20 protein-coding genes are annotated in these 21940 nt (G+C 65.4%); 13 read left to right on the top strand and 7 right to left on the bottom strand.

Going from position 1 to position 21940, the window contains the following annotated elements; all coding sequences use genetic code 11:
- Window positions 1-159: 159 nt before the first annotated feature.
- Both fabB and fabA read right to left on the bottom strand, forming a co-directional pair.
- A complete protein-coding gene (gene fabB, locus X268_RS31955) occupies window positions 160-1383 on the bottom strand; it encodes a beta-ketoacyl-ACP synthase I (RefSeq protein WP_128928638.1) in 1224 nt (407 codons plus the stop codon).
- 50 nt (window positions 1384-1433) lie between these two features.
- Window positions 1434-1955: a bifunctional 3-hydroxydecanoyl-ACP dehydratase/trans-2-decenoyl-ACP isomerase gene (fabA, locus tag X268_RS31960; RefSeq protein ID WP_128928639.1), complete on the bottom strand. Its 522-nt coding sequence runs from the start codon at window positions 1953-1955 to the stop codon at window positions 1434-1436.
- Window positions 1956-2306: 351 nt separating this feature from the next.
- Between fabA and irrA the strand changes: the two genes are divergently transcribed.
- Complete coding sequence (gene irrA, locus X268_RS31965; protein ID WP_128928640.1) at window positions 2307-2798, top strand: iron response transcriptional regulator IrrA; 492 nt, start codon at window positions 2307-2309, stop codon at window positions 2796-2798.
- 212 nt (window positions 2799-3010) lie between these two features.
- On the opposite strand, the gene X268_RS31975 is transcribed toward irrA, so the two are convergent.
- A complete protein-coding gene (locus X268_RS31975; protein ID WP_128928641.1) occupies window positions 3011-3541 on the bottom strand; it encodes an SH3 domain-containing protein in 531 nt (176 codons plus the stop codon).
- 329 nt (window positions 3542-3870) lie between these two features.
- On the opposite strand from X268_RS31975, the gene X268_RS31980 reads away from it, so the two are divergent.
- Window positions 3871-4872 carry a 2-hydroxyacid dehydrogenase gene (locus X268_RS31980; protein WP_128928642.1) on the top strand — a complete coding sequence of 334 codons (1002 nt, stop codon included), beginning with the start codon at window positions 3871-3873 and terminating at the stop codon, window positions 4870-4872.
- 78 nt (window positions 4873-4950) lie between these two features.
- Here the strand turns inward: X268_RS31980 and X268_RS31985 are convergent, their stop codons facing one another.
- Both X268_RS31985 and X268_RS31990 read right to left on the bottom strand, forming a co-directional pair.
- Window positions 4951-5226, bottom strand: coding sequence for a DUF3303 domain-containing protein (locus X268_RS31985; protein WP_128928643.1), 276 nt, complete (start codon window positions 5224-5226; stop codon window positions 4951-4953).
- 96 nt (window positions 5227-5322) lie between these two features.
- Window positions 5323-6126 carry a HesA/MoeB/ThiF family protein gene (locus tag X268_RS31990; RefSeq protein WP_128928644.1) on the bottom strand — a complete coding sequence of 268 codons (804 nt, stop codon included), beginning with the start codon at window positions 6124-6126 and terminating at the stop codon, window positions 5323-5325.
- Window positions 6127-6374: 248 nt separating this feature from the next.
- On the opposite strand from X268_RS31990, the gene X268_RS31995 reads away from it, so the two are divergent.
- Window positions 6375-7733 carry a peptidoglycan-binding domain-containing protein gene (locus tag X268_RS31995; RefSeq protein WP_164938044.1) on the top strand — a complete coding sequence of 453 codons (1359 nt, stop codon included), beginning with the start codon at window positions 6375-6377 and terminating at the stop codon, window positions 7731-7733.
- A gap of 49 nt (window positions 7734-7782) precedes the next feature.
- Window positions 7783-8247 carry a hypothetical protein gene (locus X268_RS32000; protein WP_128928645.1) on the top strand — a complete coding sequence of 155 codons (465 nt, stop codon included), beginning with the start codon at window positions 7783-7785 and terminating at the stop codon, window positions 8245-8247.
- A gap of 6 nt (window positions 8248-8253) precedes the next feature.
- Here the strand turns inward: X268_RS32000 and ggt are convergent, their stop codons facing one another.
- On the bottom strand, window positions 8254-9933 hold the full coding sequence (gene ggt, locus X268_RS32005) for a gamma-glutamyltransferase (protein ID WP_128928646.1): 1680 nt from the start codon (window positions 9931-9933) through the stop codon (window positions 8254-8256).
- Between the two features lie 240 nt (window positions 9934-10173).
- Between ggt and X268_RS32010 the strand changes: the two genes are divergently transcribed.
- Window positions 10174-10917, top strand: a complete 744-nt coding sequence (locus X268_RS32010; protein ID WP_128928647.1) for a ParA family protein — start codon at window positions 10174-10176, stop codon at window positions 10915-10917.
- 131 nt (window positions 10918-11048) lie between these two features.
- Here X268_RS32010 and mutM read toward each other — a convergent pair whose 3' ends face one another.
- Complete coding sequence (gene mutM, locus X268_RS32015; RefSeq protein WP_128928648.1) at window positions 11049-11948, bottom strand: bifunctional DNA-formamidopyrimidine glycosylase/DNA-(apurinic or apyrimidinic site) lyase; 900 nt, start codon at window positions 11946-11948, stop codon at window positions 11049-11051.
- 81 nt (window positions 11949-12029) lie between these two features.
- Between mutM and ubiE the strand changes: the two genes are divergently transcribed.
- From ubiE to X268_RS32055, 8 genes are all read left to right on the top strand, one after another.
- A complete protein-coding gene (gene ubiE / locus X268_RS32020; protein WP_128928649.1) occupies window positions 12030-12791 on the top strand; it encodes a bifunctional demethylmenaquinone methyltransferase/2-methoxy-6-polyprenyl-1,4-benzoquinol methylase UbiE in 762 nt (253 codons plus the stop codon).
- Window positions 12788-14362 carry a 2-polyprenylphenol 6-hydroxylase gene (ubiB, locus tag X268_RS32025; RefSeq protein ID WP_128928650.1) on the top strand — a complete coding sequence of 525 codons (1575 nt, stop codon included), beginning with the start codon at window positions 12788-12790 and terminating at the stop codon, window positions 14360-14362. The genes ubiE and ubiB overlap by 4 nt, the downstream gene beginning before the upstream one ends.
- Window positions 14363-14418: 56 nt before the next feature.
- On the top strand, window positions 14419-15870 hold the full coding sequence (gene coaBC / locus X268_RS32030; protein ID WP_128928651.1) for a bifunctional phosphopantothenoylcysteine decarboxylase/phosphopantothenate--cysteine ligase CoaBC: 1452 nt from the start codon (window positions 14419-14421) through the stop codon (window positions 15868-15870).
- Window positions 15867-16325, top strand: a complete 459-nt coding sequence (dut, locus tag X268_RS32035) for a dUTP diphosphatase (RefSeq protein WP_128928652.1) — start codon at window positions 15867-15869, stop codon at window positions 16323-16325. The genes coaBC and dut overlap by 4 nt, the downstream gene beginning before the upstream one ends.
- Window positions 16326-16515: 190 nt before the next feature.
- Window positions 16516-19020 (top strand): sensor histidine kinase, encoded by a 2505-nt coding sequence (locus tag X268_RS32040; protein WP_128928653.1) that lies wholly within the window; start codon window positions 16516-16518, stop codon window positions 19018-19020.
- Window positions 19017-20537, top strand: a complete 1521-nt coding sequence (gene tsaE / locus X268_RS32045) for a tRNA (adenosine(37)-N6)-threonylcarbamoyltransferase complex ATPase subunit type 1 TsaE (RefSeq protein ID WP_128928654.1) — start codon at window positions 19017-19019, stop codon at window positions 20535-20537. Before X268_RS32040 ends, tsaE begins: the two co-directional genes overlap by 4 nt.
- Before the next feature lie 88 nt (window positions 20538-20625).
- Window positions 20626-20943 carry a PilZ domain-containing protein gene (locus tag X268_RS32050; protein WP_128928655.1) on the top strand — a complete coding sequence of 106 codons (318 nt, stop codon included), beginning with the start codon at window positions 20626-20628 and terminating at the stop codon, window positions 20941-20943.
- 118 nt (window positions 20944-21061) lie between these two features.
- A complete protein-coding gene (locus X268_RS32055) occupies window positions 21062-21784 on the top strand; it encodes a nucleotidyltransferase family protein (RefSeq protein ID WP_128928656.1) in 723 nt (240 codons plus the stop codon).
- The last annotated feature ends 156 nt before the right edge of the window (window positions 21785-21940 follow it).

A 21940-nucleotide genomic window follows, 5' to 3' on the forward strand; every position in this document is an offset into this window, starting at 1 on the left:
ACTATTCGGTGTCATCGCCCGCCTTGTGCGCGCTGCGCACTGGGGCGGGCGATCCAGTATCCCAGAGAAACTCGTGATAGATCGAGAAGCCGCGGCGTACTGGATGCCCCGCCCCCCGTGCGCAATTGCGCACCAGGCGGGGCATGACGACGTCCGTGCTCACACATCCATCCGGCTGAACACCAGCGTGGCGTTGGTGCCGCCGAAGCCGAAGGAGTTCGACAGCACGGTGCCGATCTTGACGTTGTCGATGCGCTTGCGCACGATCGGCATGTCGGCGAAGACGGGATCGAGCTCCTGGATGTGGGCGCTCTCGCAGATGAAGCCGTTGTTCATCATCAGCAGCGAATAGATCGCCTCCTGCACGCCGGTAGCGCCGAGCGAGTGGCCGGTCAACGCCTTGGTCGCCGAGATCGGCGGACACTTCTCGCCGGTGCCGAACACCTTGCGCAGCGCCTCGATCTCCGGCGGATCGCCGGCCGGCGTCGAGGTCGCGTGCGGGTTGATGTAGTCAACCTTGGTCTTCACCGTCGACATCGCCATGCGCATGCAGCGCTCGGCGCCTTCGCCTGACGGCGCGACCATGTCGTAGCCGTCGGAGGTCGCACCGTAACCGACGATCTCGCCATAGATACGGGCGCCGCGCGCCTTGGCATGCTCGAGCTCTTCCAGCACCAGCACGCCGGCGCCGCCGGCGATGACAAAGCCGTCGCGGTTGACGTCGTAGGGACGCGAGGCCGTGGCGGGCGGATCGTTGTACTTCGAGGACATCGCGCCCATGGCGTCGAACAGCACCGACAGCGACCAGTCCAGCTCCTCGCAGCCACCGGCGAAGATGACGTCCTGCTTGCCGATCTGGATCGTCTCATAGGCATTGCCGACGCAATGGTTCGACGTCGCGCACGCCGAGGAGATCGAGTAGTTCACGCCCTTGATCTTGAACCAAGTGGCAAGCGTCGCGGAGGCCGTGGACGACATCGCCTTCGGCACTGCAAACGGTCCGACGCGCTTCGGTCCCTTGGTGCGGGTGATGTCGGCGGATTCGACGATGGTGCGCGCCGACGGGCCGCCGGAGCCCATGATGATGCCGGTGCGGATGTTGGAGACTTCGTCGGGCGACAGACCGGAGTCCTGAATCGCCTGCTCCATCGCGACGTGATTCCACGCCGCACCCTGACCGAGGAAACGCATGGCGCGGCGGTCGACGACCGTCGCAGGATCGAGCGTCGGCGCGCCTTGCACCTGCGAACGAAAGCCGAGCTCGGCATATTTCTCAGCCCGAGAAATGCCCGACTTCGCCTCGTGAAGGCTCGCAAGCACCTCCTGGGTGTTGTTTCCGATCGACGAGACGATGCCCATCCCGGTGACCACAACCCGCCTCATGACAGCCTCGCCCTGCTCGTTGTCTTCTCGTTCTCTTCGTGGTGATGCGTTCAGCCCAGGCTCGTGCCCTGCTTGAACAGGCCGACCTTCAGGTCTTTCGCGCGATAAATAATCTGATCATCGACCGAAAGCCACCCGTCGGCGATACCGAGAACCAGCTTTGAACGCATCACGCGCTTGATATCGACGTTGTACACAACCCGGCGCGCCTCGGGCAGGACCTGGCCGCTGAACTTCAGCTCGTTGAGGCCGAGCGCGCGACCACGACCCTCACCCCCGATCCAGCCCAGATAGAAGCCGACCATCTGCCAGAGCGCGTCGAGGCCGAGACAGCCGGGCATCACCGGATCGTTCTTGAAGTGGCAGCCGAAGAACCAGAGGGCGGGCTTCACGTCGAGCTCGGCGCGCACCAGGCCCTTGCCGAACTCGCCGCCATCCTCGTTGATGTCGGTGATCCGATCGAACATCAGCATCGGCGGCAGAGGCAGCTGGGCATTGCCCGGGCCGAACATCTCGCCACGAGCACAGGCCAGCAGATCTTCATATTCGTAACCATTGCGCCTGTTCAGCATGCACGTGCCTCTGTCAAAATTCCGATTGAGCGGCGTTTTTTGGCGAAATTGGGCCCCGTCTCGGTCGGAGAGCAACGCCAATTGCCACCCGTCAGGCGCGGCTCACACATGCTCGGATGGACGGCGGACGGGCCTCGATGCCCGGCTGCGCCAAAATCGGCTAAGCGGAACCGCGCGCTCTCTAACACAGGCCTTTCGGGTGGCAAAGCGCATCCATGAAGGTAAAATGACGCGATCCACGCCCGGTTCCAAGGCTGATTAGAACCTCTCTAGTTGCGAGAAACTTGCATCTGCATCTTTCTCTTCCTATATTGCTTAGAGATATTGTTCACGCGTGCCCGAAATCTGGAAATGAGCGAGAATACCGCGCCCCGTCACGACGATGATGTCCACACCGCAGCCCTGCTGTCCGGCCGCCAGCCGGCCTTGACCGGCTGCCCCTGGCACGACGTCAACGAAATGCTCCAGTCCGCAGGGCTCCGTCCGACGCGCCAGCGCATGGCGCTCGGCTGGCTGTTGTTCGGCAAGGGTGCACGTCATCTGACGGCTGAAATGCTCTACGAGGAAGCGACCCTGGCCAAGGTCCCGGTGTCGCTGGCGACCGTCTACAACACGCTGAACCAGCTTACCGATGCCGGCCTGCTCCGCCAGGTCAGCGTCGACGGCACCAAGACCTATTTCGACACCAACGTCACCACCCACCATCACTATTACCTCGAGAACAGCCACGAGCTGGTCGATATCGAGGATCCGCATCTGGCACTGTCCAAGATGCCGGAGGTGCCCGAGGGTTACGAGATCTCGCGCATCGACATGGTCGTGCGCCTGCGTAAGAAGCGCTGAGATCAGTCTACATCGCTGATTTGATCGTCATGGCCGGGCATAGCCGTCCGAAGGACGGCGTCGCTTGCGCTCGCCTATGTCCCGGCCATTTCCTTTTAGCACGTCATTCCGGAATGGTGCGCAGCACCAGACCTCAGGTGCGTAATTGCGCACCGGGGAATCTCGAGATCCCGGATTCGATGCTGCGCATCGCTCCGGGATGACCCTTCGGGTCAATTCACCTGCTCGTCCGAGTACACGCCCCAAAGGCGCTCCTGCTGGATCCAGCCGTCAAAGCCGTTGCCGGTGACGCGGCACCAGTTTGCAGCGCACTTCTTCACCTGCGTGACGACGCCGGCCTGGAGTCGTGCTGCAACCGCGCTGTCGGGATCGGCCCGGTCGTAAATCGGGGCGAGATCGTCCTTGTGCTTCATGGTGACCACCGCGGTGCGGCGGCCCGACAGCAGCGAGTGATAGACCCAGCCCTCGGCGCCCTCGGAATCGCGCACCCGGCGCCAATTCTCGAACTCGGCAGTGATTTCGACCGGCAGGCCGGCGCGGGTGTAGACCCAGGCCACGTCATTGTCCTTGGTCGGGCCGGCGCGGACATTCACGTGATCCGATTTGAGGCTGACATAGCGCGGCACCGGCAGGCCGCTGGCGGGCTGAGGGGGATTATCCTTGGCCGAATGCGAGGGGCCGACCGAGGCGCTCAACCAGGTGCAAGCGAGCGCCATCACCGAACAAAAACGCCCCAACGCCATCAACCCGTCTCCCGTCGAAGACCCGGCCGAGCCGGGTCCCTACTCCAAAATCCAAACCTGCCGCGTCAGCCCGCCCCACGCGGGTGTTCCCAGCCAGATCCTCCAAGCCTTAACCCGTGGTTCTTGTCTTGGCCCGGCCTTCTGCTAGAGAGGACGGGCACTTGAACAACCAGTTTGCCCCGATTTTCCGGCCGGAAATGTCGGGAGAGCTTGAAGGAAACGCCGGGGACGGACACGGCAAGGGCAGTGTCGAACAACCGGGTTAATGAGGCCTCAACGACCGGCCTTTGGCGACAGAGGCGGCCTGCGACGCCTCATGAGAGCAGGACATGTCGGTGAAGAAAAAGCCCCTCGTCGTGGTGACGCGCAAGCTGCCGGATTCGATCGAGACGCGCATGCGCGAATTGTTCGACGCGCGGATCAATCTCGAGGACACGCCGATGTCCACCGAGCAGCTCGCGGAAGCCGCGCGCACCGCCGACGTGCTGGTTCCGACCGTCACCGACAATATCAGCGCCGACATCGTCAACCAGCCCGACTGCAAGCTGCGGCTGATCGCCAATTTCGGCAACGGCGTCGACAATATCGACGTCGCGGCAGCGCATGCCCGCGGCATCACCGTGACCAACACGCCGAAGGTCCTGACCGAGGACACCGCCGACATGACCATGGCGCTGATCCTCGCCGTGCCGAGGCGGATGATCGAAGGCGCCTCGATCCTGACCGAAGGCAAACCCTGGGCGGGCTGGTCGCCGACCTGGATGCTCGGCCATCGCATCGGCGGAAAACGGCTCGGCATCATCGGCATGGGCCGCATCGGTCAGGCGGTCGCGCGCCGCGCCCGCGCCTTCGGCCTGCAGATCCACTATCACAACCGCCGTCCCGTCGCCCCTGTCATCGCCGAAGAGCTTGGCGCGACCTATTGGGAAAGCCTCGACCAGATGCTGGCGCGAATGGACATCATTTCGGTGAACTGCCCGCACACGCCGGCGACCTACCACCTGCTCTCGGCGCGGCGGCTGAAGCTGATCCGCAAGGACGCCTATATCGTCAACACCGCGCGCGGCGAGGTCACCGACGAGGACACGCTGATCAAGCTGATCGAAGGCGGCGAGATCGCCGGCGCCGGCCTCGACGTCTACGAGCACGAGCCCGCGGTCAACCCGAAGCTGGTGCGGCTCGCCAAGGCCGGCAAGGTGACGCTGCTGCCGCATATGGGCTCGGCCACGATCGAAGGCCGCGTCGAGATGGGCGAAAAGGTGATCATCAACATCCGCACCTTCCTCGACGCCCACAAGCCGCCGGATCGCGTGCTGCCGGGTATGCTGTAGGGCGCCCCCAACGCTCGCAGGTTTGGCTCGTAATCTTGAGCGGAGCGGCCGCAGTGGACTACGGCCGCCCCGAGCCAGTCACTGCTTCGCCAAGGCGGCGAGGACTGGGCCGGCTTCGGCGTCTTCCACGCATGGAGTAACAGTGATCTCCATCACGTTGGCCCATTGGGCATACCATTGATACATGGCCTTCGGGTCGTTGCTCTCCGAAATTGCAAAGCCCGTTCCATTCATTCCATGCCAGCGGCCGAGCATCTTCACGCCTTCGGGTGGTGCTCCCCCTGTCTTCAGAAACTTTTCGATTGCAGAGTCGATCAAATTCGGCGGCAATTTCCAGCTCGAGATGTACTTCATCGCAATCTCCAATCTGAAATCATCCATTTGCCTTGCGGCGGGTGAATTCAATCACGAAGAGAGACGCTTGCAAGTATCTATTTTCGTGCCACGCGGCTACGCGCGATGGGCGCTGAGGTCGACGACCACAGGCCCGTCGCCGTTGAGTGGATTGGCAGGGGCGCGCGCGTAACGCAGCGTCTCGAAGCGCATCGCGCGCGCATCGATCATCAGGAGGCGGCCGACCAGGCCATCGCCGAAACCGACGATCTCGCGGATCGCCTCCAGCGCCATCATCGAGCCGAGCACGCCCGCCAATGCGCCCATGACCCCGGCTTCCGCGCAGGCGGGCACCGTGCCGGGCGGTGGAGCCTCCGGAAACAGGCAGCGATAGGTCGGGTTGAACTCGCCCTGCTCGTTGGTCTCGTGCGCGCGGATGGTGGTGAGCGAGCCGTCGAAGGTGCCGAGCGCGGCGGTAATCAGCGGCCGCTTGGCGAAGAAGCAGGCGTCCGAGACGAGATAGCGCGTCGAGAAATTGTCGGAGCCGTCGAGCACGAGGTCGTAGTCGCCAATCAGGCCAAGCGCATTGTCGGCGTTGAGCCAGGTGGCGTGGCCGACGAAGCGGACATGCGGATTGAGCGCTGCGATCCGCTCGGCAGCGCTCTCGACCTTGTGCCGGCCGATATCGGGCGTGGTGTGGATCACCTGACGCTGCAGGTTGGACAGCGACACGACGTCGTCGTCGACCACGCCGAGCGTGCCGACACCGGCCGCGGCCAGATACATCAGAGCGGGCGCGCCGAGGCCGCCGGCGCCGATCACCAGCACCGAGGCCCGCTTCAGCGCGGCCTGGCCCGGTCCGCCGACATCGCGCAGCACGATATGACGGGCATAGCGTTCGAGTTCGTCCGGACTCAGCATCGTTATCCTTCGTGCTCTCGGACCCTCATGGTGAGGAGCGCGGAACGCGCGTCTCGAACCATGAAGGCCCCGATCTCGCCTGCGGCCATCCTTCGAGACGCGGCCTTCGGCCGCTCCTCAGGATGAGGGCCTGAGTTCGTGACCTCTACGCCACCTGAACCACCCCAACATTGTTCGCGACCAACGAGATGTGCTTCAATGGCACGCTTTTCAACGTATTGGCGTTCAATGGGCTGGTTGGATTTGTCATGAGATCGATGCTTACGGCAACCTTGATGTTTGCGGCTGCCACGGCCGCGAACGCCCAGATGACGACGCAGCCGATCGCCGGGACCAAGCCCAAGATGGTCCAGACCGTGCCGATCCAGCCACCGGCCATGCAGACGCCATCGGCGACGGCGGACGCGATGACGCAGGCGGAGCGGCTGTCGCTGCAATCCGACCTCGCCTGGATCGGCCAGTACAACGGCGCCATCACCGGCGACGTCAGCACGCGCATGGTCAACGCCATCAAGGAATACCAGAAGGCCAAGGGCGGCAAGCCGACCGGCGTGCTCAATCCGCAGGAACGCGCCGCGCTCGCCGAGACGGCACGAAAGAAGCAGGACAGCGTCGGCTGGAAAATCGTGACGGAACCGACCAGCGGCGCCCGGCTCGGCATCCCCTCAAAGCTGGTGCCGCAGCAGGCGAGCGACGCCAACGGCTCGAAATGGACCTCGCCGACCGGAACCGTTCAGGTGCTGCTCAGCCGCCGCAAGGAGGCGAACCCGACCTCGGCAAAGCTCGTGGAACTCGAGAAGGAGCCGTCCGGCCGCAAGGTCGACTACACCGTGGTGAAGCCCGATTTCTTCGTCCTCTCGGGCTTGCAAGGCCTGAAGAAGTTTTATGTCCGCGGCACCTTCAAGGGCGACGAGGTCCGCACCATGACGATCCTTTACGATCAGGCGACCGAGAACACGGTCGAGCCGGTCGTGATTGCGATGTCGAGCGCGTTCAACGCGTTCCCGTCGGGACCAATGGCCGGGCCGCCGCCGCGCAAGACCGTCGAATACGGCACCGGAATCGTCGTCAGCGACGACGGCGCGATTCTGGCCGACCGTCTCGTCACCGACGGCTGTCTCGCGATCACGATCGCCGGCCATGGCAGTGCCGACCGCCTTGCCGAAGACAAGGAGCGAGGTCTTGCGCTCCTGCATATCTACGGTGCACGCGGCTTGAAACCGTTCAGCCTCGCTGGCGGCGCGGCAAGGACGAACGTGGATGTCGTCGGCATCGCCGATCCGCAGAGCCAGGGCGGTGCGGGCGGCGTGTCGGTCGTCAAGGCCGCGCTGGCGCCGTTCCCGGGCAGCGATTCCGCGTTGGCCCCGCCGCCCGCGGTCGGGTTTTCCGGTGCACTGGCAATCGATGGCGACGGCAAGTTCGCCGGCATTGCGCTGTTGAAGCCGGCCATGCTGGCGGGCCCCGCGACATCGGCGCCGGCCTCGCAGGCCGTGATGGTGTCCGTAGATGCCGTGCGCGATTTCCTGAAGGGCAACCAGGTCGCGGCGAACGGCACCTCGAGCGATGCCAAAGCCGCCGTCGTGCGCGTGATCTGCGTGCGCAAGTAGCATGTGGCGGCGTCTTGTCTCTTCTTCCGCGGCGGCAGCGACCGCACTGTTGAACTTTTCCGCCTTGGCACAATCGTCGGCGCTGCCGACGCCGAAAGTGGAAGAGGTGATGGTGAAGGTGGCGTTGCTGACGCTCAACGACGCCAATCTCACCGGCAACTACAACGTCCTCCACGCGAAGATGGCGAGGCCGTTTCGCGAGCGCTTTTCCGTCGCCACGCTGAAGCAGGCATTCGCGACCTTTGCCGGACATCACATCGATGCCATCGCCGGCATGCCGATCGTGACGACGGAAGAGCCCAGGATCGACGACAACGGCGCGCTGTTGTTGCGCGGCCATTTCGATACGACGCCATCGCAGCTGAGCTACGCGCTGGACTACGCCATGTCGGAGGGCGAATGGAAGCTGATCACGATCGACGTCAAGGTCCGCTCGCTCCAGACCAATGCGAGCGCCACCGACCTGGTTGCACGCGCCGCCGCGGACCTTGCGGGCAGCGGCGCACAGAAATGAGAGCCGTCAGGCGAGCCTGAACCTGATTCCGCTTTTCGCAAGGCCGCCCGAAATGCCGACGGGCGTACCGTCGGCGCGCCAGCAGGCGGCGCCGGTCATGGTGCCGTCGTCGTGGAAGGCGATCCCGTTCATGCCGCCGGCGACGGTCGGAACGGGCTGCCCCTTGTGGCCAAGCGCCGCGAGCCTCAAACGCACGCTCTCCGGCACCGTCTGCTCGACCTCGAGCGCATTGCCTTCGGTCCAGACCCTCGGCGCCTCGACGGCCTCCTGCAGGCTCATGCCGTGGTCGATCAGATTGACCAGCGCCTGCATCGCGCTCGGGAAGATGCGCTTGCCTCCGGGCAAGCCGAGCGCATAGCGCAGCTTGCCACCATTCAGCGCCATCATCGGCGACATGGAGGTGGTGACGCGCTTGCCCGGCGCCAGCGACAGCGCGTGGCCCGGTCGCGGATCGAACAAGTTCATGTAGTTGTTGGCGATGGCTCCCAAGCCCGGGATCATGATCTTGGCGCCAAACAGATTGTTGATGGTCTGCGTGGTCGCGACCACGTTCCCGAAACTATCGGCCGCCGTCATGTGCGTGGTGTGCGCGCCTTCGAGCTGCGACACGCCGGCACCCCAGATCCGCGCCCGCGCCGGATCGATGGCGCGGCGGCGCTCCTCGGCATAGACTTTCGAGGTCAGCTTCTCCACGGGCACGCCGACATAATCAGGATCGCCGCTGGCGGCAGCGCGATCGGCAAAGGCGATCTTCAGCACCTCGGCGAGGAAATGGATCGTTTCCGGCGTGCTGAAGCCGAGTGCGCCGATGTCGTAGCCTTCCAGGATGTTCAGCATCTGCGCGATATGCACGCCGGAGGCGGCCGGAGGCGGCGGGCCCAAAATGGTCCAGCCGCGATAATCGGCGCGGATCGGCTGCCGCTCGACGGGCTTGTAGCCGGTGAGATCGTTGCGGCCGATGAAGCCGCCGGCCTTCTCCATGTAATCGGCGAGAATATCGCCGAGTGGCCCGTCGTAGAGCGCGGTCTCGCCGTGCTCGGCGATAGTGCGCAAGGTCTCGGCATATTCGGCCTGCACCACGCGCTCGCCGACCTTGAGCGGCTCACCGTCCGGCAAGTAGATCGCCGAAATCGGCTTGTCCTTGCGCATCTCGGCAGCGCTCTCGCTGATGCATTCGTGCAAATAAGGCGTTGCCGCATAGCCGCGCGCGGCGTGCTTGATGGCGGGTTGCAAGACGTCGGCGAGACTCATGGTGCCGAACCGGCGCAGCGTCTCGCACCAGGCCTTCAGCGAGCCCGGCGTGGCAACGGCCTTCGCACCGTTGAGATTCGCGTCGCCGACAGTGTCGAACACGTCGTGCGCCGAGCCGGGCTTGGAGGTGTAGGTGGTGTCACGAACAGCCGAGGGTACGGTGCTCTGGCCATCGATGATGCGATGGCTGCCGTCCGCTAGCCGGATGTGTGCCATGCCGCCGCCGATGATGCCGACCATCATCGGCTCGACCACGGTCAGCGTGAACAGGGTGGCGATCGCGGCATCGATGGCGTTACCACCGGCGGCCAGCATCTCGGCGCCGGCGCTGGAGGCCAGGGGGTGGTTGCTGACCACCATGCCGCGGCTCGAGACCGCCGGCATCTTCTGGCAGTCAAAGGTGGTTGCCGTCCGGTCGCGCCAGTTGCCGCTCATCTTGTCTGCCCCTGCTATTCACGGCAGCAAGCACATCATACGTACGACTACTGGTCCAGTATTGGTACGGATTAGCTGGCATTCCCTGTTCCGCCATCTTTGTGACCGTTGATTCGGACCACCGCGATCCCCCTTTGGATCGGGCCGGCACGTCCTGAGCGAGAAGAGCTCAGCATCAAGATCGATGCACGTTCGCGTGGCGTATTCCTGACCCAAGCACTCCAAAGGATTGAGCTTCAAATGCACACGATCGTACTGGCCACCCAAAAGGGTGGCAGCGGCAAGAGCACGCTCGCCGTCGGCCTCGCGCTGGCCGCCAAGCAGGCCGGCTTTACCGTCCGCCTGATCGAGACGGACCCGCAGGGCACCCTGTCCAACTGGCAGCGCCGCCGCACCGCCGATGATCTCGTCGTGGAGCCGATCTATCACGCCGCCGACATCGAGCCGCGTCTGAGGATGCTGGCAGACAGCGGCCTGCAGCTCGCGATCGTCGACACCGCGGCCGGTCTGTCCGCCGCCACCACCGCCGCGATCCGCCATTCCGATCTCTGCCTGATCCCGGCCCGCCCAAGCGTCGCCGATATCGAGGCGACCGTCTCCACGCTCAGCGTCGCGCGCGCCTGGAAGCGGCCCTACAGCTTCGTGCTGAACCAGACGCCGATCCGCGGCCAGCGCATCGACAATGCCGCGGGCGCGCTCGCCGACGAGGCTTCGCTCGATCTCGCTGAGGTGCTCGCGCGCCCGCTGATCGTGATGCGCAACGATCACCAGGACGCGCTCGCGAGCGGCCTTGCGGTGAGCGAGTTCGCGCCGAACGGCAAGTCGGCGGACGAGATCCACGGCCTCTGGCGCTGGATCGAGAATCGTCTCGAGCTCAGCACCACGACCAATGTGCTGATCGACCAGGTGATGTCGGCTGCGGACGGCATGCTGCATGTCACCGCCGATCTTGCGGCGGACGAGACTACGACCCTGGCGTCCTGAGCGGGGCAATCGCTCGGACGGCAGTCGGCCCTTCATCATCCGGAAGGGCCCCAGCGACGAAGCAATCCGGCCACCAGCCCGGCCGGATTGCTTCGCTTCGCGTTTTCGCAGCTCCTTCTGGCCCGACTACGCTACTTCTGACACTTCGGGCACCAGAAGGTCGAACGGCCGTTCTGGGTGAAGCGCTTGATGGTGCCGCCGCAGGCGGGCGTCGTGCATGTCTCGCCTTCGCGGTCATAAACCCTGAACGAATGCTGGAAATAGCCGAGCTCGCCCGAGGTCTGGCGATGGTCGCGCAGTGACGATCCGCCGGCCTTGATGGCGTCATTCAGCACGGTGTGAATCGCGCTGACCAGTCGCTTCGCATGATCGGTCGTCTCGCCGCCGCCGACACCCTTGCGACCCTTGATCGCGAGCGTCGCGGCGATCCGGCGCGGCGACAAATGCGAGCGGTGCAGCGCCTCGCAGACATAGATGTTGCCGAGCCCGGCGACCACGCGCTGGTCGAGCAGCGCAGCCTTCAGGCTGGTGGTCTTGCCGGCGCAGGACCGCGCCAGCATCGCGGCATCGAATTCGTTGCCGAGCGGCTCGGGACCGAGGCCGCGCAGCAGCGGCTCATCTTCGAGCTCACTGCGCGCGATCACTTTCATGTAACCGAAGCGGCGCGGGTCGTTGAAGACGATGTCCGCACCCGAGGACATTCGAAACAGCACGTGGTCGTGCGCGGAGTCCTTCCCTCTGGGATAGTGAAACTCGCCAGGCACGGCGTCGTTGTCCGGCTTGATGACGCGGAACGAGCCCGACATGCCCAGATGCATCAGGAGCACATCGCCGGAGGCGAGATCGGCCATGAGATATTTTGCACGGCGGCCGAGCCCGGTGACGACCTGGCCCTGGAGTCGGGCCACGAAGTCGGGCTGGAACGGAAAGCGCAAATCCGGCCGACGGGCCTCCGCATTGAGGATCTTTGAACCCTCCATGACGGGCTGAAGACCACGGCGGACGGTCTCGACTTCGGGCAATTCAGGCATGGTCAGGCATTCACCTTATGAGGGCGGTGTGATAGCGCCATTGCGGCGGGCAGGCTATGGTCCGCCCAGTGGAGTAGAGTAATGGATCGGCCGGGCGAAACCACGCATTTTGGCTTCAGGGACGTCCCCCTCGGGGACAAGCAGACGCTGGTGAACGACGTGTTTCACAGCGTGGCGTCGCGCTATGATCTGATGAACGACCTGATGTCCGGTGGCCTGCACCGGGTCTGGAAGGACATCATGATCACCGCGCTCGACCCGCCGAGGAGCGACCGGCCGTTCGCGCTGCTCGACGTCGCCGGCGGCACCGGCGACATCTCGTTCCGTGCCGCCAAGGCCGCAGGCGCAGGCTTCCATGCCACCGTCTGCGACATCAACGCCGACATGCTGGCGGTGGGGCGCGAGCGCGCCGTGAAGCGGCATCTCGAAACCCAGGTCGATTTCGTCGAAGGCAATGCCGAAGCGCTCGCCTTCGCCGACCGCAGCTTCGACGCCTATACGATCGCTTTCGGCATTCGCAACGTGCCGCAGATCGACCTTGCGCTGCGCGAGGCCTATCGCGTGCTGAAGCCCGGCAGCCGCTTCCTCTGCCTGGAATTCTCCACCGTCGAGATGCCCGGGCTCGACAAGCTCTATGATCTGTTCTCGTTCAAGGTGACCCCGCCGCTCGGACGCATGGTCACGGGCGACGCCGAATCCTACCAATATCTCGTCGAATCGATCCGCAAGTTTCCGAAGCCTGCCGCCTTTGCCGACATGATCCGCGACGCCGGCTTTTCCCGCGTCAGCTGGCAGACACTCTCCGGCGGCATCGTCGCACTGCATTCGGGCTGGCGTTTGTGATCTCTGCCTTCACCCACATTGCGCGCCTGATTCGCGCCGCGTTCGTGTTTGCCCGCGAGGGCGTGTTCGGCTCGGTCGATCCGAGCCTGGTGCCGCCGCCGGGACAGCTCGCGCTGAAGCTGGCGCGCCTCGTCGAACGGCGCGGCGCCAAGCACGGCCCGCGGATATCGCGCGCGCTGACGCGGATGGGCCCCGCCTATCTCAAGCTCGGACAATTCCTGGCCACGCGTCCCGACGTCGTCGGCGTCATCATGGCGCGAGACCTCGAAAGCCTGCAGGCCCGCCTGCCGCCGTTTTCGCAGGAGGAAGCCGAGGCCGCAATCGCGATATCGCTGGAGCGGCCGCTGAAGGACATCTTCGTGAACTTCGGCCCGCCGGTGGCGGCGGCCTCGATCGCGCAGGTGCATCGCGGCGAGGTGTTGCGCAACGGCATCCGCAAGTCGGTCGCGGTCAAGGTGCTTCGGCCGAACGTCGCTGCCCGCTTCCGCCGCGATCTCTCCGACTTCTTCTTCGTCGCACACAAGGCCGAAGCCTATTCGGCGGAGGCGCGACGCCTGCGCCTGATCGAGGTCATCAACACCATGTCGCGTTCGGTCGCCATGGAGATGGACCTGCGGCTGGAGGCGGCCGCGCTGTCGGAGATGGCGGAGAACACGCGCGACGATCCCGATTTCCGCGTGCCTGCAGTCGACTGGGACCGCACCACGCACAACGTGCTGACGATGGAGTGGATCGACGGCATCGCGCTGAACGACCACAAGCGCCTGGAAGAGGCGCAGGTCGACCTGCCCGATCTCGGCCGCAAGGTGATTCAGAGCTTTTTGCGGCACGCGCTGCGCGACGGCTTCTTCCATGCCGACATGCATCCGGGCAACCTGTTCCTCGATGACGCCGGCCGCCTGGTCGCGGTCGATTTCGGCATCATGGGCCGGCTCGGCATGAAGGAGCGGCGCTTCCTCGCCGAAATCCTGCTCGGCTTCATCACCCGCGATTATCGCCGCGTTGCCGAGGTGCATTTCGAGGCGGGCTACGTGCCCGCGCATCATTCGGTCGAGAATTTCGCGCAAGCCATCCGTGCCATCGGCGAGCCGATTCACAACCGCACGGCGGAAGAGATCTCGATGGCGCGGCTCTTGACGCTGCTGCTCGAGGTCACCGGCCTGTTCGACATGACGACGCGGCCGGAGCTGATCCTGCTCCAAAAGACCATGGTCGTGGTCGAGGGCGTGGCGCGTGGCTTCGACCCCCGGCTCGACATCTGGAAGGTGGCCGACCCCGTGGTGCGCGAATGGATCGAGCGCAATCTGGGTCCGATCGGCCGGGTGCAGGGCGCGCTTGCCGGGACCGGGGACATCGCACGCGTGCTGATGCGCATGCCGGAGATCGCCGAGCGGTCCGTGAAGGTGCTCGAGCAGCTCGAGACCATGACGCGGGAGGGCATCAGGCTGTCGCCGGAGAGCATCGCCGCGATGGGCCGCAGCGAGGGCCGCAAGAATCGCTGGCGCACCGTGGCACTCTGGATCATCGCCGCCACCTTCATCGGAATCCTGATCGCCGTCCGGAATTTATGATTGCACTGCAATCATTCGGATGATAGCATCGCTATCATTCCGTGCTGGAGGGCGTCATGGCTAGCCTGACCATCCGCAAGCTCGACGAGGGCGTCAAAACATATTTGCGGCTGCGCTCGGCCAAGAACCACAGGTCGGTCGAGGAGGAGGTCCGGGTCATCCTGCGGGAGCTGATCGAGGGCCGCGAGGAGCCGCTGACGCCGTTTGCGGTGCCGCCGACGCCATCCGCCAGTGCGACGCCGCAGCGCACCGCGGCCGTGCCCGAGGCCAGCGTCACCCTCATCATCGGCGGCGGCATCGCAGCCTATAAATCACTCGACCTGATCCGAAGGCTGAAGGAGCGCCGTATCGAGGTCCGCTGCGTGCTGACCAAAGCGGCACAGCAATTCGTCACCCCGCTAGCGGCGAGCGCGCTGTCCCACGAGCGTGTCTATACCGACCTGTTCGATCCCCAGAGCGAGTTCGACGCCGGGCACATTCGCCTCGCGCGCGACTGCGACCTGATCGTGGTGGCGCCGGCCACCGCCGATTTGATGGCGAAGATGGCAAATGGCCACGCCGACGATCTCGCCAGCGCCATCCTGCTCGCGACCAACCGCAAGGTGCTGCTGGCGCCGGCGATGAATCCACTGATGTGGAACAATGCGGCGACACGCCGCAATGTCAGCGCGCTGCAGCGCGACGGCGTGGCGCTGATCGGCCCCAACTCCGGCGAGATGGCGGAAGCGGGTGAGGCCGGGGTCGGCCGCATGTCCGAAGCGATCGAGATCGCCAATGCCGCCGAGCGGCTGCTGCGGCCGCCGGTGCCGAAGCCGCTGGCCGGCAAGCGCGTGCTGATCACCGCCGGCCCCACGCATGAGCCGATCGATCCGGTGCGCTATATCGCCAATCGCTCCTCCGGCAAGCAGGGCTTTGCCATTGCCGCCGCCGCGCAGGCCGCCGGCGCCGATGTGATTCTGGTGAGCGGGCCGGTCGACCTCGATGACCCCGCCGGCGTGACCGTGAAGCACGTCGAATCGGCCCGGCAGATGCTGGAGCAGGTGCAGGCTGCGCTTCCCGCCGACATCGCGATCTTCGCCGCCGCCGTCGCCGATTGGCGCGTCGCCAACGAAGGTGAGCAGAAGCTGAAGAAGACCTCTGCCGGCATGCCGCCGCTGCAGCTGGTCGAGACCCCCGACATTCTCGCAACGATCTCCAGGCTGACCGATAAGCGCCCGCCGCTGGTGATCGGCTTTGCCGCCGAGACCGAGCACCTCATCGACAACGCCAAGTCCAAGCTTGCCCGCAAGGGCTGCGACTGGATCGTCGCCAACGACGTCTCCCCCGCCACCGGCGTAATGGGCGGCGACCGCAACACCGTGCATCTGATCAGCCGCAAGAATGGTGGGAAGGACGGTGAGATTACCGTTGATTCCTGGCCGGTGATGACCAAGGAACAGGTCGCGATCGAACTGGTCGCGCATGTCGCAAAGAGCGTGAGCGGCAAAGCCCTGGAGCCGGCATCTTGAGCACGAAGATCAGCGTCGAACTGCAGCAACTGGCTCATGCCGACGGCCTGCCGCTGCCGGCCTATCAGACCACGGAGGCCGCCGGGCTCGATTTGATGGCTGCGGTGCCGGACAGCGAGCCGTTGACGCTCGCGCCCGGCCAATATGCGCTGGTGCCGACGGGGCTCGCGATCGCACTGCCGGCCGGGCACGAGGCGCAGGTGCGGCCGCGCTCGGGACTCGCGGCCAAGCACGGCGTCACCGTGCTGAACTCGCCGGGCACGATCGACGCCGACTATCGCGGCGAGATCAAGGTGATCCTGATCAATCACGGCGCGGCACCGTTCGTGATCAAGCGCGGCGAGCGCATCGCCCAGATGGTGATCGCGCCCGTGGTGCAGGCCACGCTGGTTCCCGTCGCCACATTGTCGACCACCGATCGCGGCGCCGGCGGCTTCGGCTCGACCGGCCGCTAACACACGGCAATCCCAACCGAATCACCCGAAGATTTACGTGCGTTGGAACGGCGCGGGCGGCATTTTTTTGGGGCCACCTTTGCGTTCACGATCTGGACTCTTACCGGCGGAGTCACGGTGAGGGTATTGTCGTTTGATTCGCGCGCGACGGGGGTCGCCGCGCGTAGATTCGTGCGGTCTTGGGGCAACTATGTCAGGCGTGATCGTGTCGATGCGTCGGACGCTGCTGTCGTGCACATCGCTTGCGCGCAACGGCTTGTTGGGAGGCGCTCTTGCAGCGCTGCTGCCGGCTGCGCCGGCCGAGGCCGCCGACCTCATCGACACCCTCTCCATCATGCTGGATTTCAACCGGCAGGAACTCGCGGTGCTGGCCACCGCGCTGGCTCTGCTCGGCTTCTCGGTGACGGCTGCAATCCTGTTGATGCGCACGCGGGTGCGGACAGCGAAGAATGAGGCACGGCTGCGGGCGCGGATCAGGGAACTCCAGCTCCAGGCCGACCGCTTCGGCGCGCTGCTGTTCGCCGAGCCGCAGATCCTGATCTCCTGGCCGGCCGGCGACAATCGCGCGCAGATCTCCGGCGACATCTCCATGGTGCTGCCGCGCGACTCCTCTCCGCAGCGCGTGCTCGCATTCGGAACCTGGCTGCCTCCGGAACCCGCACTGCAGATGGACCATGCCGTCGATGCGTTGCGCGATCGCGGCGACGGGTTCCAGCTGACGCTGACCACCGCGCATGGCCACACGCTGGAAGCCATCGGCCGCGCCATCGGCGGCCAGGCCATCGTCCGGATTCGCGAGCTCTCGGGGCTGCGGCGTGACCTGGCTGAGACCAATCTGCGCTACAACGCGCTCTCGCACGAGACCGAGATGCTGCGCGGCTTTGCCACCGCCTCACCCTGGCCGATCTGGGCCAAGGGCGAGAACGGCGCGCTGACCTATGCCAACCCGGCCTATGTCCGCGCGACCGAGGCGAACAGCGTCGCCGACGCGCAGCAGCGCAAGCTCGAGCTGCTCGACAGTGCCGACCGCAGCGCCATGGAGCGGGGGCTGAAGGACGCGGCCGGCTTCAATTCGCGGCTGCCGATCGTGGTCGGCGGCGAGCGGCGCATGTATGACGTGCGGGCGGTCAATGTCGGCAGCGGCAGCGTCGGCGTCGCCATCGATGCCAGCGAGGCGGATGCGCTCAGCTCGGCGCTGGTGCGGATGGCGGAAGCGCATCGCCGTACGCTCGACCAGCTCTCCTCCGGCGTTGCCGTGTTCGACGGCCAGCGTCGCCTTGCCTTCTACAACGATTCCTATCGCCGGCTGTGGGACCTCGACCGCGGCTTCCTCGACGCCAACCCTGACGATTCCAGCGTGCTCGACCAGCTCCGCGCCGCGCGCAAGCTGCCGGAGCAGCCGGACTTCCGCGCCTGGAAGGCCAAGCTGCACGAAGCCTATCGCGCGGTCGAGACCGCCAAGGACACCTGGTTCCTGCCCGACGGCCGCGCGCTCTCGGTCGTCACCACGCCGAACCCGGAAGGCGGCGTGACCTATCTGTTCGACGACGTCACCGAGAGCCTCGACCTCGCCCGCCGCTTCGACGGTCTGATCCGTGTCCAGCGCGAGACGCTGGACAGCCTCGCCGAGGGCGTCGCGGTGTTCGGCAGCAACGGCAAGGCGCAGCTGTTCAACCCGGCCTTCGTCCGGATGTGGAAGCTGTCGAGCGATGCCATGCGCGACGAGCCGCACATCCAGACTGTGGAAGGCTGGTGCCATCAGCTGTTCGACGATCCCGCGGTCTGGCGGCAGATCCGCGAGGCCATCACCTCGATCGAGAACCGCGCCGACGTGCCGCTCAAGCTGGAGCGCAAGGACGGCAGCGTGCTCGACGGCATGATCCGCCCGCTGCATGACGGCGCCACCATGCTGACGTTCCAGGACATCACCGACACCGAGAATGTCGAGCGCGCGCTGCGCGAGCGCAACGAGGCGCTGGAGGCCGCCGACCAGATGAAGGTGGATTTCGTCCACCACGTCTCCTACGAGCTGCGCTCGCCGCTCACCACCATCATCGGCTTCGCGCATTTCCTCAGCGACCCCTCGACGGGACCGCTGACGCCGAAGCAGGCCGAATATCTCGACTACGTCACCAAATCGACCAATGCGCTGCTGGCGCTGACCAACAACATCCTCGATCTCGCCACCATCGATGCCGGCGCGATGAAGCTGGAGCTCGGGCCGGTCGACGTCAGCAAGGCCATCGAGCTCGCCGCCGAAGGCATCCAGGATCGCCTCGCCACCGACCGCATCCGCCTCAAGGTCGAGATCGCGCCCGACGTCGGCAGCTTCATCGGCGACGAGAAGCGCGTGGTGCAGGTGCTCTATAACCTCCTCGCCAACGCGGTCGGCTTTTCTCCACAGGATTCCACCGTCGGCATCAGCGCGCGGCGCACCGAACGCAGCGTGGTCTTCACTGTGACAGATTCCGGGCCTGGAATACCTGCCGACATGAAGGACAAGGTGTTCAACTGGTTCGAAAGCCGCTCGCAGGGCTCGCGTCACCGCGGCGCCGGGCTCGGCCTGTCGCTGGTGCGCTCCTTCGTCGAGCTGCATGGCGGCAAGGTGCGGGTGGATTCGATCGTCGGCCGGGGCACGGTCGTGATCTGCGACTTCCCGACCGACCAGGCGGCGCATCGCGACGCCGCCGAATGACCGACCCCACCACATTCTCCGTCGCGCTTCACAACGAGACGGCCACCGCGCAATTGATGGCCGACCTCGCGCTGCTGGTCGGCCCCGGCAATGTCATCACCCTCACCGGCGATCTCGGCGCCGGCAAGACCGCGGCGGCGCGCAGCCTGATCCGCTACCTCGCCGGCAACGAGGAGCTGGAGGTGCCGAGCCCGACCTTCACGCTGGTGCAGAGCTACGAGCTGCCGCCCTTTGCGGTGCTGCACGCCGACCTCTACCGGGTCGAGGACGAGAGCGAGCTCGAGGAGATCGGGCTGGCGCCGCTTCCCGATGCCACGCTGGTGCTGATCGAGTGGCCGGAGCGCGCGCCTTCGGCGATGCCGCAAGACCGTATCGACATCGCGCTGACGCATCGCCCGGCACTGGGCTCGACTGCGCGCGCCGCCGACATCACCGGTTACGGCAGGGGGGCGGCCATCGTCGTGAGGCTGAAGGCGCTGCGCGAATTCCTGGGCGCATCCGGCTATGTCGACGCGACGCGTCGGCGCATGGCCGGCGATGCTTCGACCCGCTCCTATGCGCGGCTGTTGCGCGACGACGAGATCGTCATCCTCATGAACTTTCCGCAGCGACCCGACGGCGCTGCCCTCTACAACGGAAAGTCCTACAGCGCCGCGGTGCATCTCGCCGAGAACGTGAGGCCGTTCGTCGCCATCGACGAAGGCCTGCGCGCGCAAGGAATCTCCGCGCCCGCGATCCACCATTTCGATCTCGAGCACGGCTTCCTCATCTCGGAGGATTTCGGCAGCGAGGGCGTGATCGAAGGCGATCCGCCGCGCCCGATCGCCGAGCGCTATGAGGCAGCGACCGACGTGCTGGCCGCGCTGCACGGCAAGACGCTGCCGGAAACACTGAAGCTTGCGGATCAGACCTACACCATTCCCGTCTTCGATATCGAGGCGCTGCTGATCGAGATCGGATTGATGCCGGAATGGTATCTGCCCGATCGCAACGCATCGCCGAGCGAGACGGCGCGGTCGGAGTTCTTCGCGATGTGGCGCGAGCTGCTGAAGAAGCCGCTGGCGGCGCCGAAGACCTGGATCATCCGCGACTATCACTCGCCCAATTTGATCTGGCTGGGCGATCGCGCCGGCATCGCGCGCGTCGGCGTCATCGATTTCCAGGACGCCGTGCTCGGTCCGCAATCCTACGACGTGGTGTCCCTGCTCCAGGACGCCCGCATCGACGTGCCCGAAAGCCTCGAGCTGACGCTGCTGTCGCGCTACATCAAGGCGCGGCGCGCCGGCGATGCGGGCTTCGATCCGGCCGGTTTCGCCGAGCTCTACGCGATCATGTCAGCGCAGCGGAACACGCGCCTGCTCGGCACCTTCGCCCGGCTCAACCGCCGCGACGGCAAGCCGCATTACCTGCGCCACCAGCCGCGGATCTGGACCTATCTCCAGCGCTCGCTGGCGCATCCCGCGCTGAGCTCCTTGCGCGACTGGTATCTCGCCAACGTCCCGCCCCCCCGAGGCTGATTCCGGGCCCGATTTACCGGCCGTTAGCCAAGATGTCGCTAATCTGGCAGCGAGGGAGCCGGATGATTACGGGGCTGGAGCAGGGCAGATGGCGGCGAAAGCGGATCAGCGCGGAAACAGCAGGGTCATTTTCGAGCGCGGGATTCCGGCCCAGATGATGGGAATCGACGGTACCTGGCGGCGCGACTGCACCATGGAGGACGTCTCCGAAAGCGGCGCCAAGCTGACCATCGACGGCTCGGTCGAAGGCCTGCATCTGAAAGAGTTCTTCCTGCTGCTGTCGTCCACCGGACTGGCCTACCGGCGCTGCGAGCTGGCCTGGGTTAATGGCGACCAGATCGGCGTCAATTTCCTGAAGGTCGGCGACAGGAAGAAAAAGGTCCGTTCCACAGCCGTCGGGGCATGACGGCAACACCCGTCGTACAACCGTCACGGCGGGCGATTAAGGCGGGTGAGATGCGGTGCGGCTGGGCGAACCCCGTGTTAGGCTTGCTGCGAACGCGAAAGGTCTGAGAAAGCGAAGGATGTCCGTCAAACCGACCAAAGCCATGGTGCTCGCCGCAGGATTCGGCCTGCGCATGCGTCCGTTGACGGACAAGATGCCGAAGCCGATGGTGCCCGTGGCCGGCCAGCCGCTGCTCGACCACGTGCTCGACAAGCTCGGCCAGGCCGGCGTGACCGAGGCCGTGGTCAACGTGCACTACCTGCCGGATCAGATCATCGATCACGTCGCATCGCGCCAGCGTCCGCGCGTGACCATCTCGGACGAGCGCGACCAGGTGCTCGGCACCGGCGGCGGCGTGGTCAAGGCGCTGCCGCTGCTCGGCAATGCCCCGTTCTTCCACGTCAATTCCGACACGCTGTGGATCGACGGTGTGCGCTCGAACCTGACGCGGCTCGCCGAAAACTTCGACCCTGAGCGAATGGACATCCTGCTGCTGATGGCGCCGACCGCCACCAGCATCGGCTACAGCGGCCGCGGCGATTACGGCATGCTGCCCGACGGCGCCTTGCGCAAGCGCAAGGAAAAAGAGGTCGTCCCGTTCGTCTATGCCGGCGCGGCAATCCTGTCGCCGTCGATCTTCGCAGGCGCGCCTGCGGGAGAATTTTCGCTGACGAAGATGTTCGACCGCGCCAACGAGCAGGAGCGGCTGTTCGGCCTCCGTCTCGACGGCGTCTGGATGCATGTCGGCACACCCGATGCCGTGCATGCCGCGGAAGAGGCGTTTCTGGAGAGCGTGGCTTAACCGCGTCATTCCGGGGCGCGCGCGAGCGCGAACCCGGAATCTCGAGATTCCGGGTTCGATGCTTCGCATCGCCCCGGAATGACAGTGGGAGAGCGGGGACGACTCCTCCTCCACCGATGACCATTTGACCTCGCCTCCCTATATTGCCTGATCCTT

It is taken from the genome of Bradyrhizobium guangxiense, from assembly GCF_004114915.1.
Taxonomy (GTDB): Bacteria; Pseudomonadota; Alphaproteobacteria; order Rhizobiales; family Xanthobacteraceae; genus Bradyrhizobium; species Bradyrhizobium guangxiense.

Excerpts from the sequence above, each read along its gene's own strand:
- irrA (WP_128928640.1), top strand. The coding sequence starts at position 2,307 with ATGAGCGAGAATACCGCGCCCCGTCACGACGATGATGTCCACACCGCA.
- tsaE (WP_128928654.1), top strand. The coding sequence starts at position 19,017 with ATGACCGACCCCACCACATTCTCCGTCGCGCTTCACAACGAGACGGCC.
- X268_RS31995 (WP_164938044.1), top strand. The coding sequence starts at position 6,375 with ATGAGATCGATGCTTACGGCAACCTTGATGTTTGCGGCTGCCACGGCC.
- X268_RS31980 (WP_128928642.1), top strand. The coding sequence starts at position 3,871 with ATGTCGGTGAAGAAAAAGCCCCTCGTCGTGGTGACGCGCAAGCTGCCG.
- ggt (WP_128928646.1), bottom strand. The coding sequence starts at position 9,933 with ATGAGCGGCAACTGGCGCGACCGGACGGCAACCACCTTTGACTGCCAG.
- X268_RS31990 (WP_128928644.1), bottom strand. The coding sequence starts at position 6,126 with ATGCTGAGTCCGGACGAACTCGAACGCTATGCCCGTCATATCGTGCTG.
- fabB (WP_128928638.1), bottom strand. The coding sequence starts at position 1,383 with ATGAGGCGGGTTGTGGTCACCGGGATGGGCATCGTCTCGTCGATCGGA.
- X268_RS32010 (WP_128928647.1), top strand. The coding sequence starts at position 10,174 with ATGCACACGATCGTACTGGCCACCCAAAAGGGTGGCAGCGGCAAGAGC.
- X268_RS31975 (WP_128928641.1), bottom strand. The coding sequence starts at position 3,541 with ATGGCGTTGGGGCGTTTTTGTTCGGTGATGGCGCTCGCTTGCACCTGG.
- ubiE (WP_128928649.1), top strand. The coding sequence starts at position 12,030 with ATGGATCGGCCGGGCGAAACCACGCATTTTGGCTTCAGGGACGTCCCC.
- mutM (WP_128928648.1), bottom strand. The coding sequence starts at position 11,948 with ATGCCTGAATTGCCCGAAGTCGAGACCGTCCGCCGTGGTCTTCAGCCC.
- coaBC (WP_128928651.1), top strand. The coding sequence starts at position 14,419 with ATGGCTAGCCTGACCATCCGCAAGCTCGACGAGGGCGTCAAAACATAT.
- X268_RS32050 (WP_128928655.1), top strand. The coding sequence starts at position 20,626 with ATGGCGGCGAAAGCGGATCAGCGCGGAAACAGCAGGGTCATTTTCGAG.
- X268_RS31985 (WP_128928643.1), bottom strand. The coding sequence starts at position 5,226 with ATGAAGTACATCTCGAGCTGGAAATTGCCGCCGAATTTGATCGACTCT.
- X268_RS32055 (WP_128928656.1), top strand. The coding sequence starts at position 21,062 with ATGTCCGTCAAACCGACCAAAGCCATGGTGCTCGCCGCAGGATTCGGC.
- fabA (WP_128928639.1), bottom strand. The coding sequence starts at position 1,955 with ATGCTGAACAGGCGCAATGGTTACGAATATGAAGATCTGCTGGCCTGT.
- X268_RS32040 (WP_128928653.1), top strand. The coding sequence starts at position 16,516 with ATGTCAGGCGTGATCGTGTCGATGCGTCGGACGCTGCTGTCGTGCACA.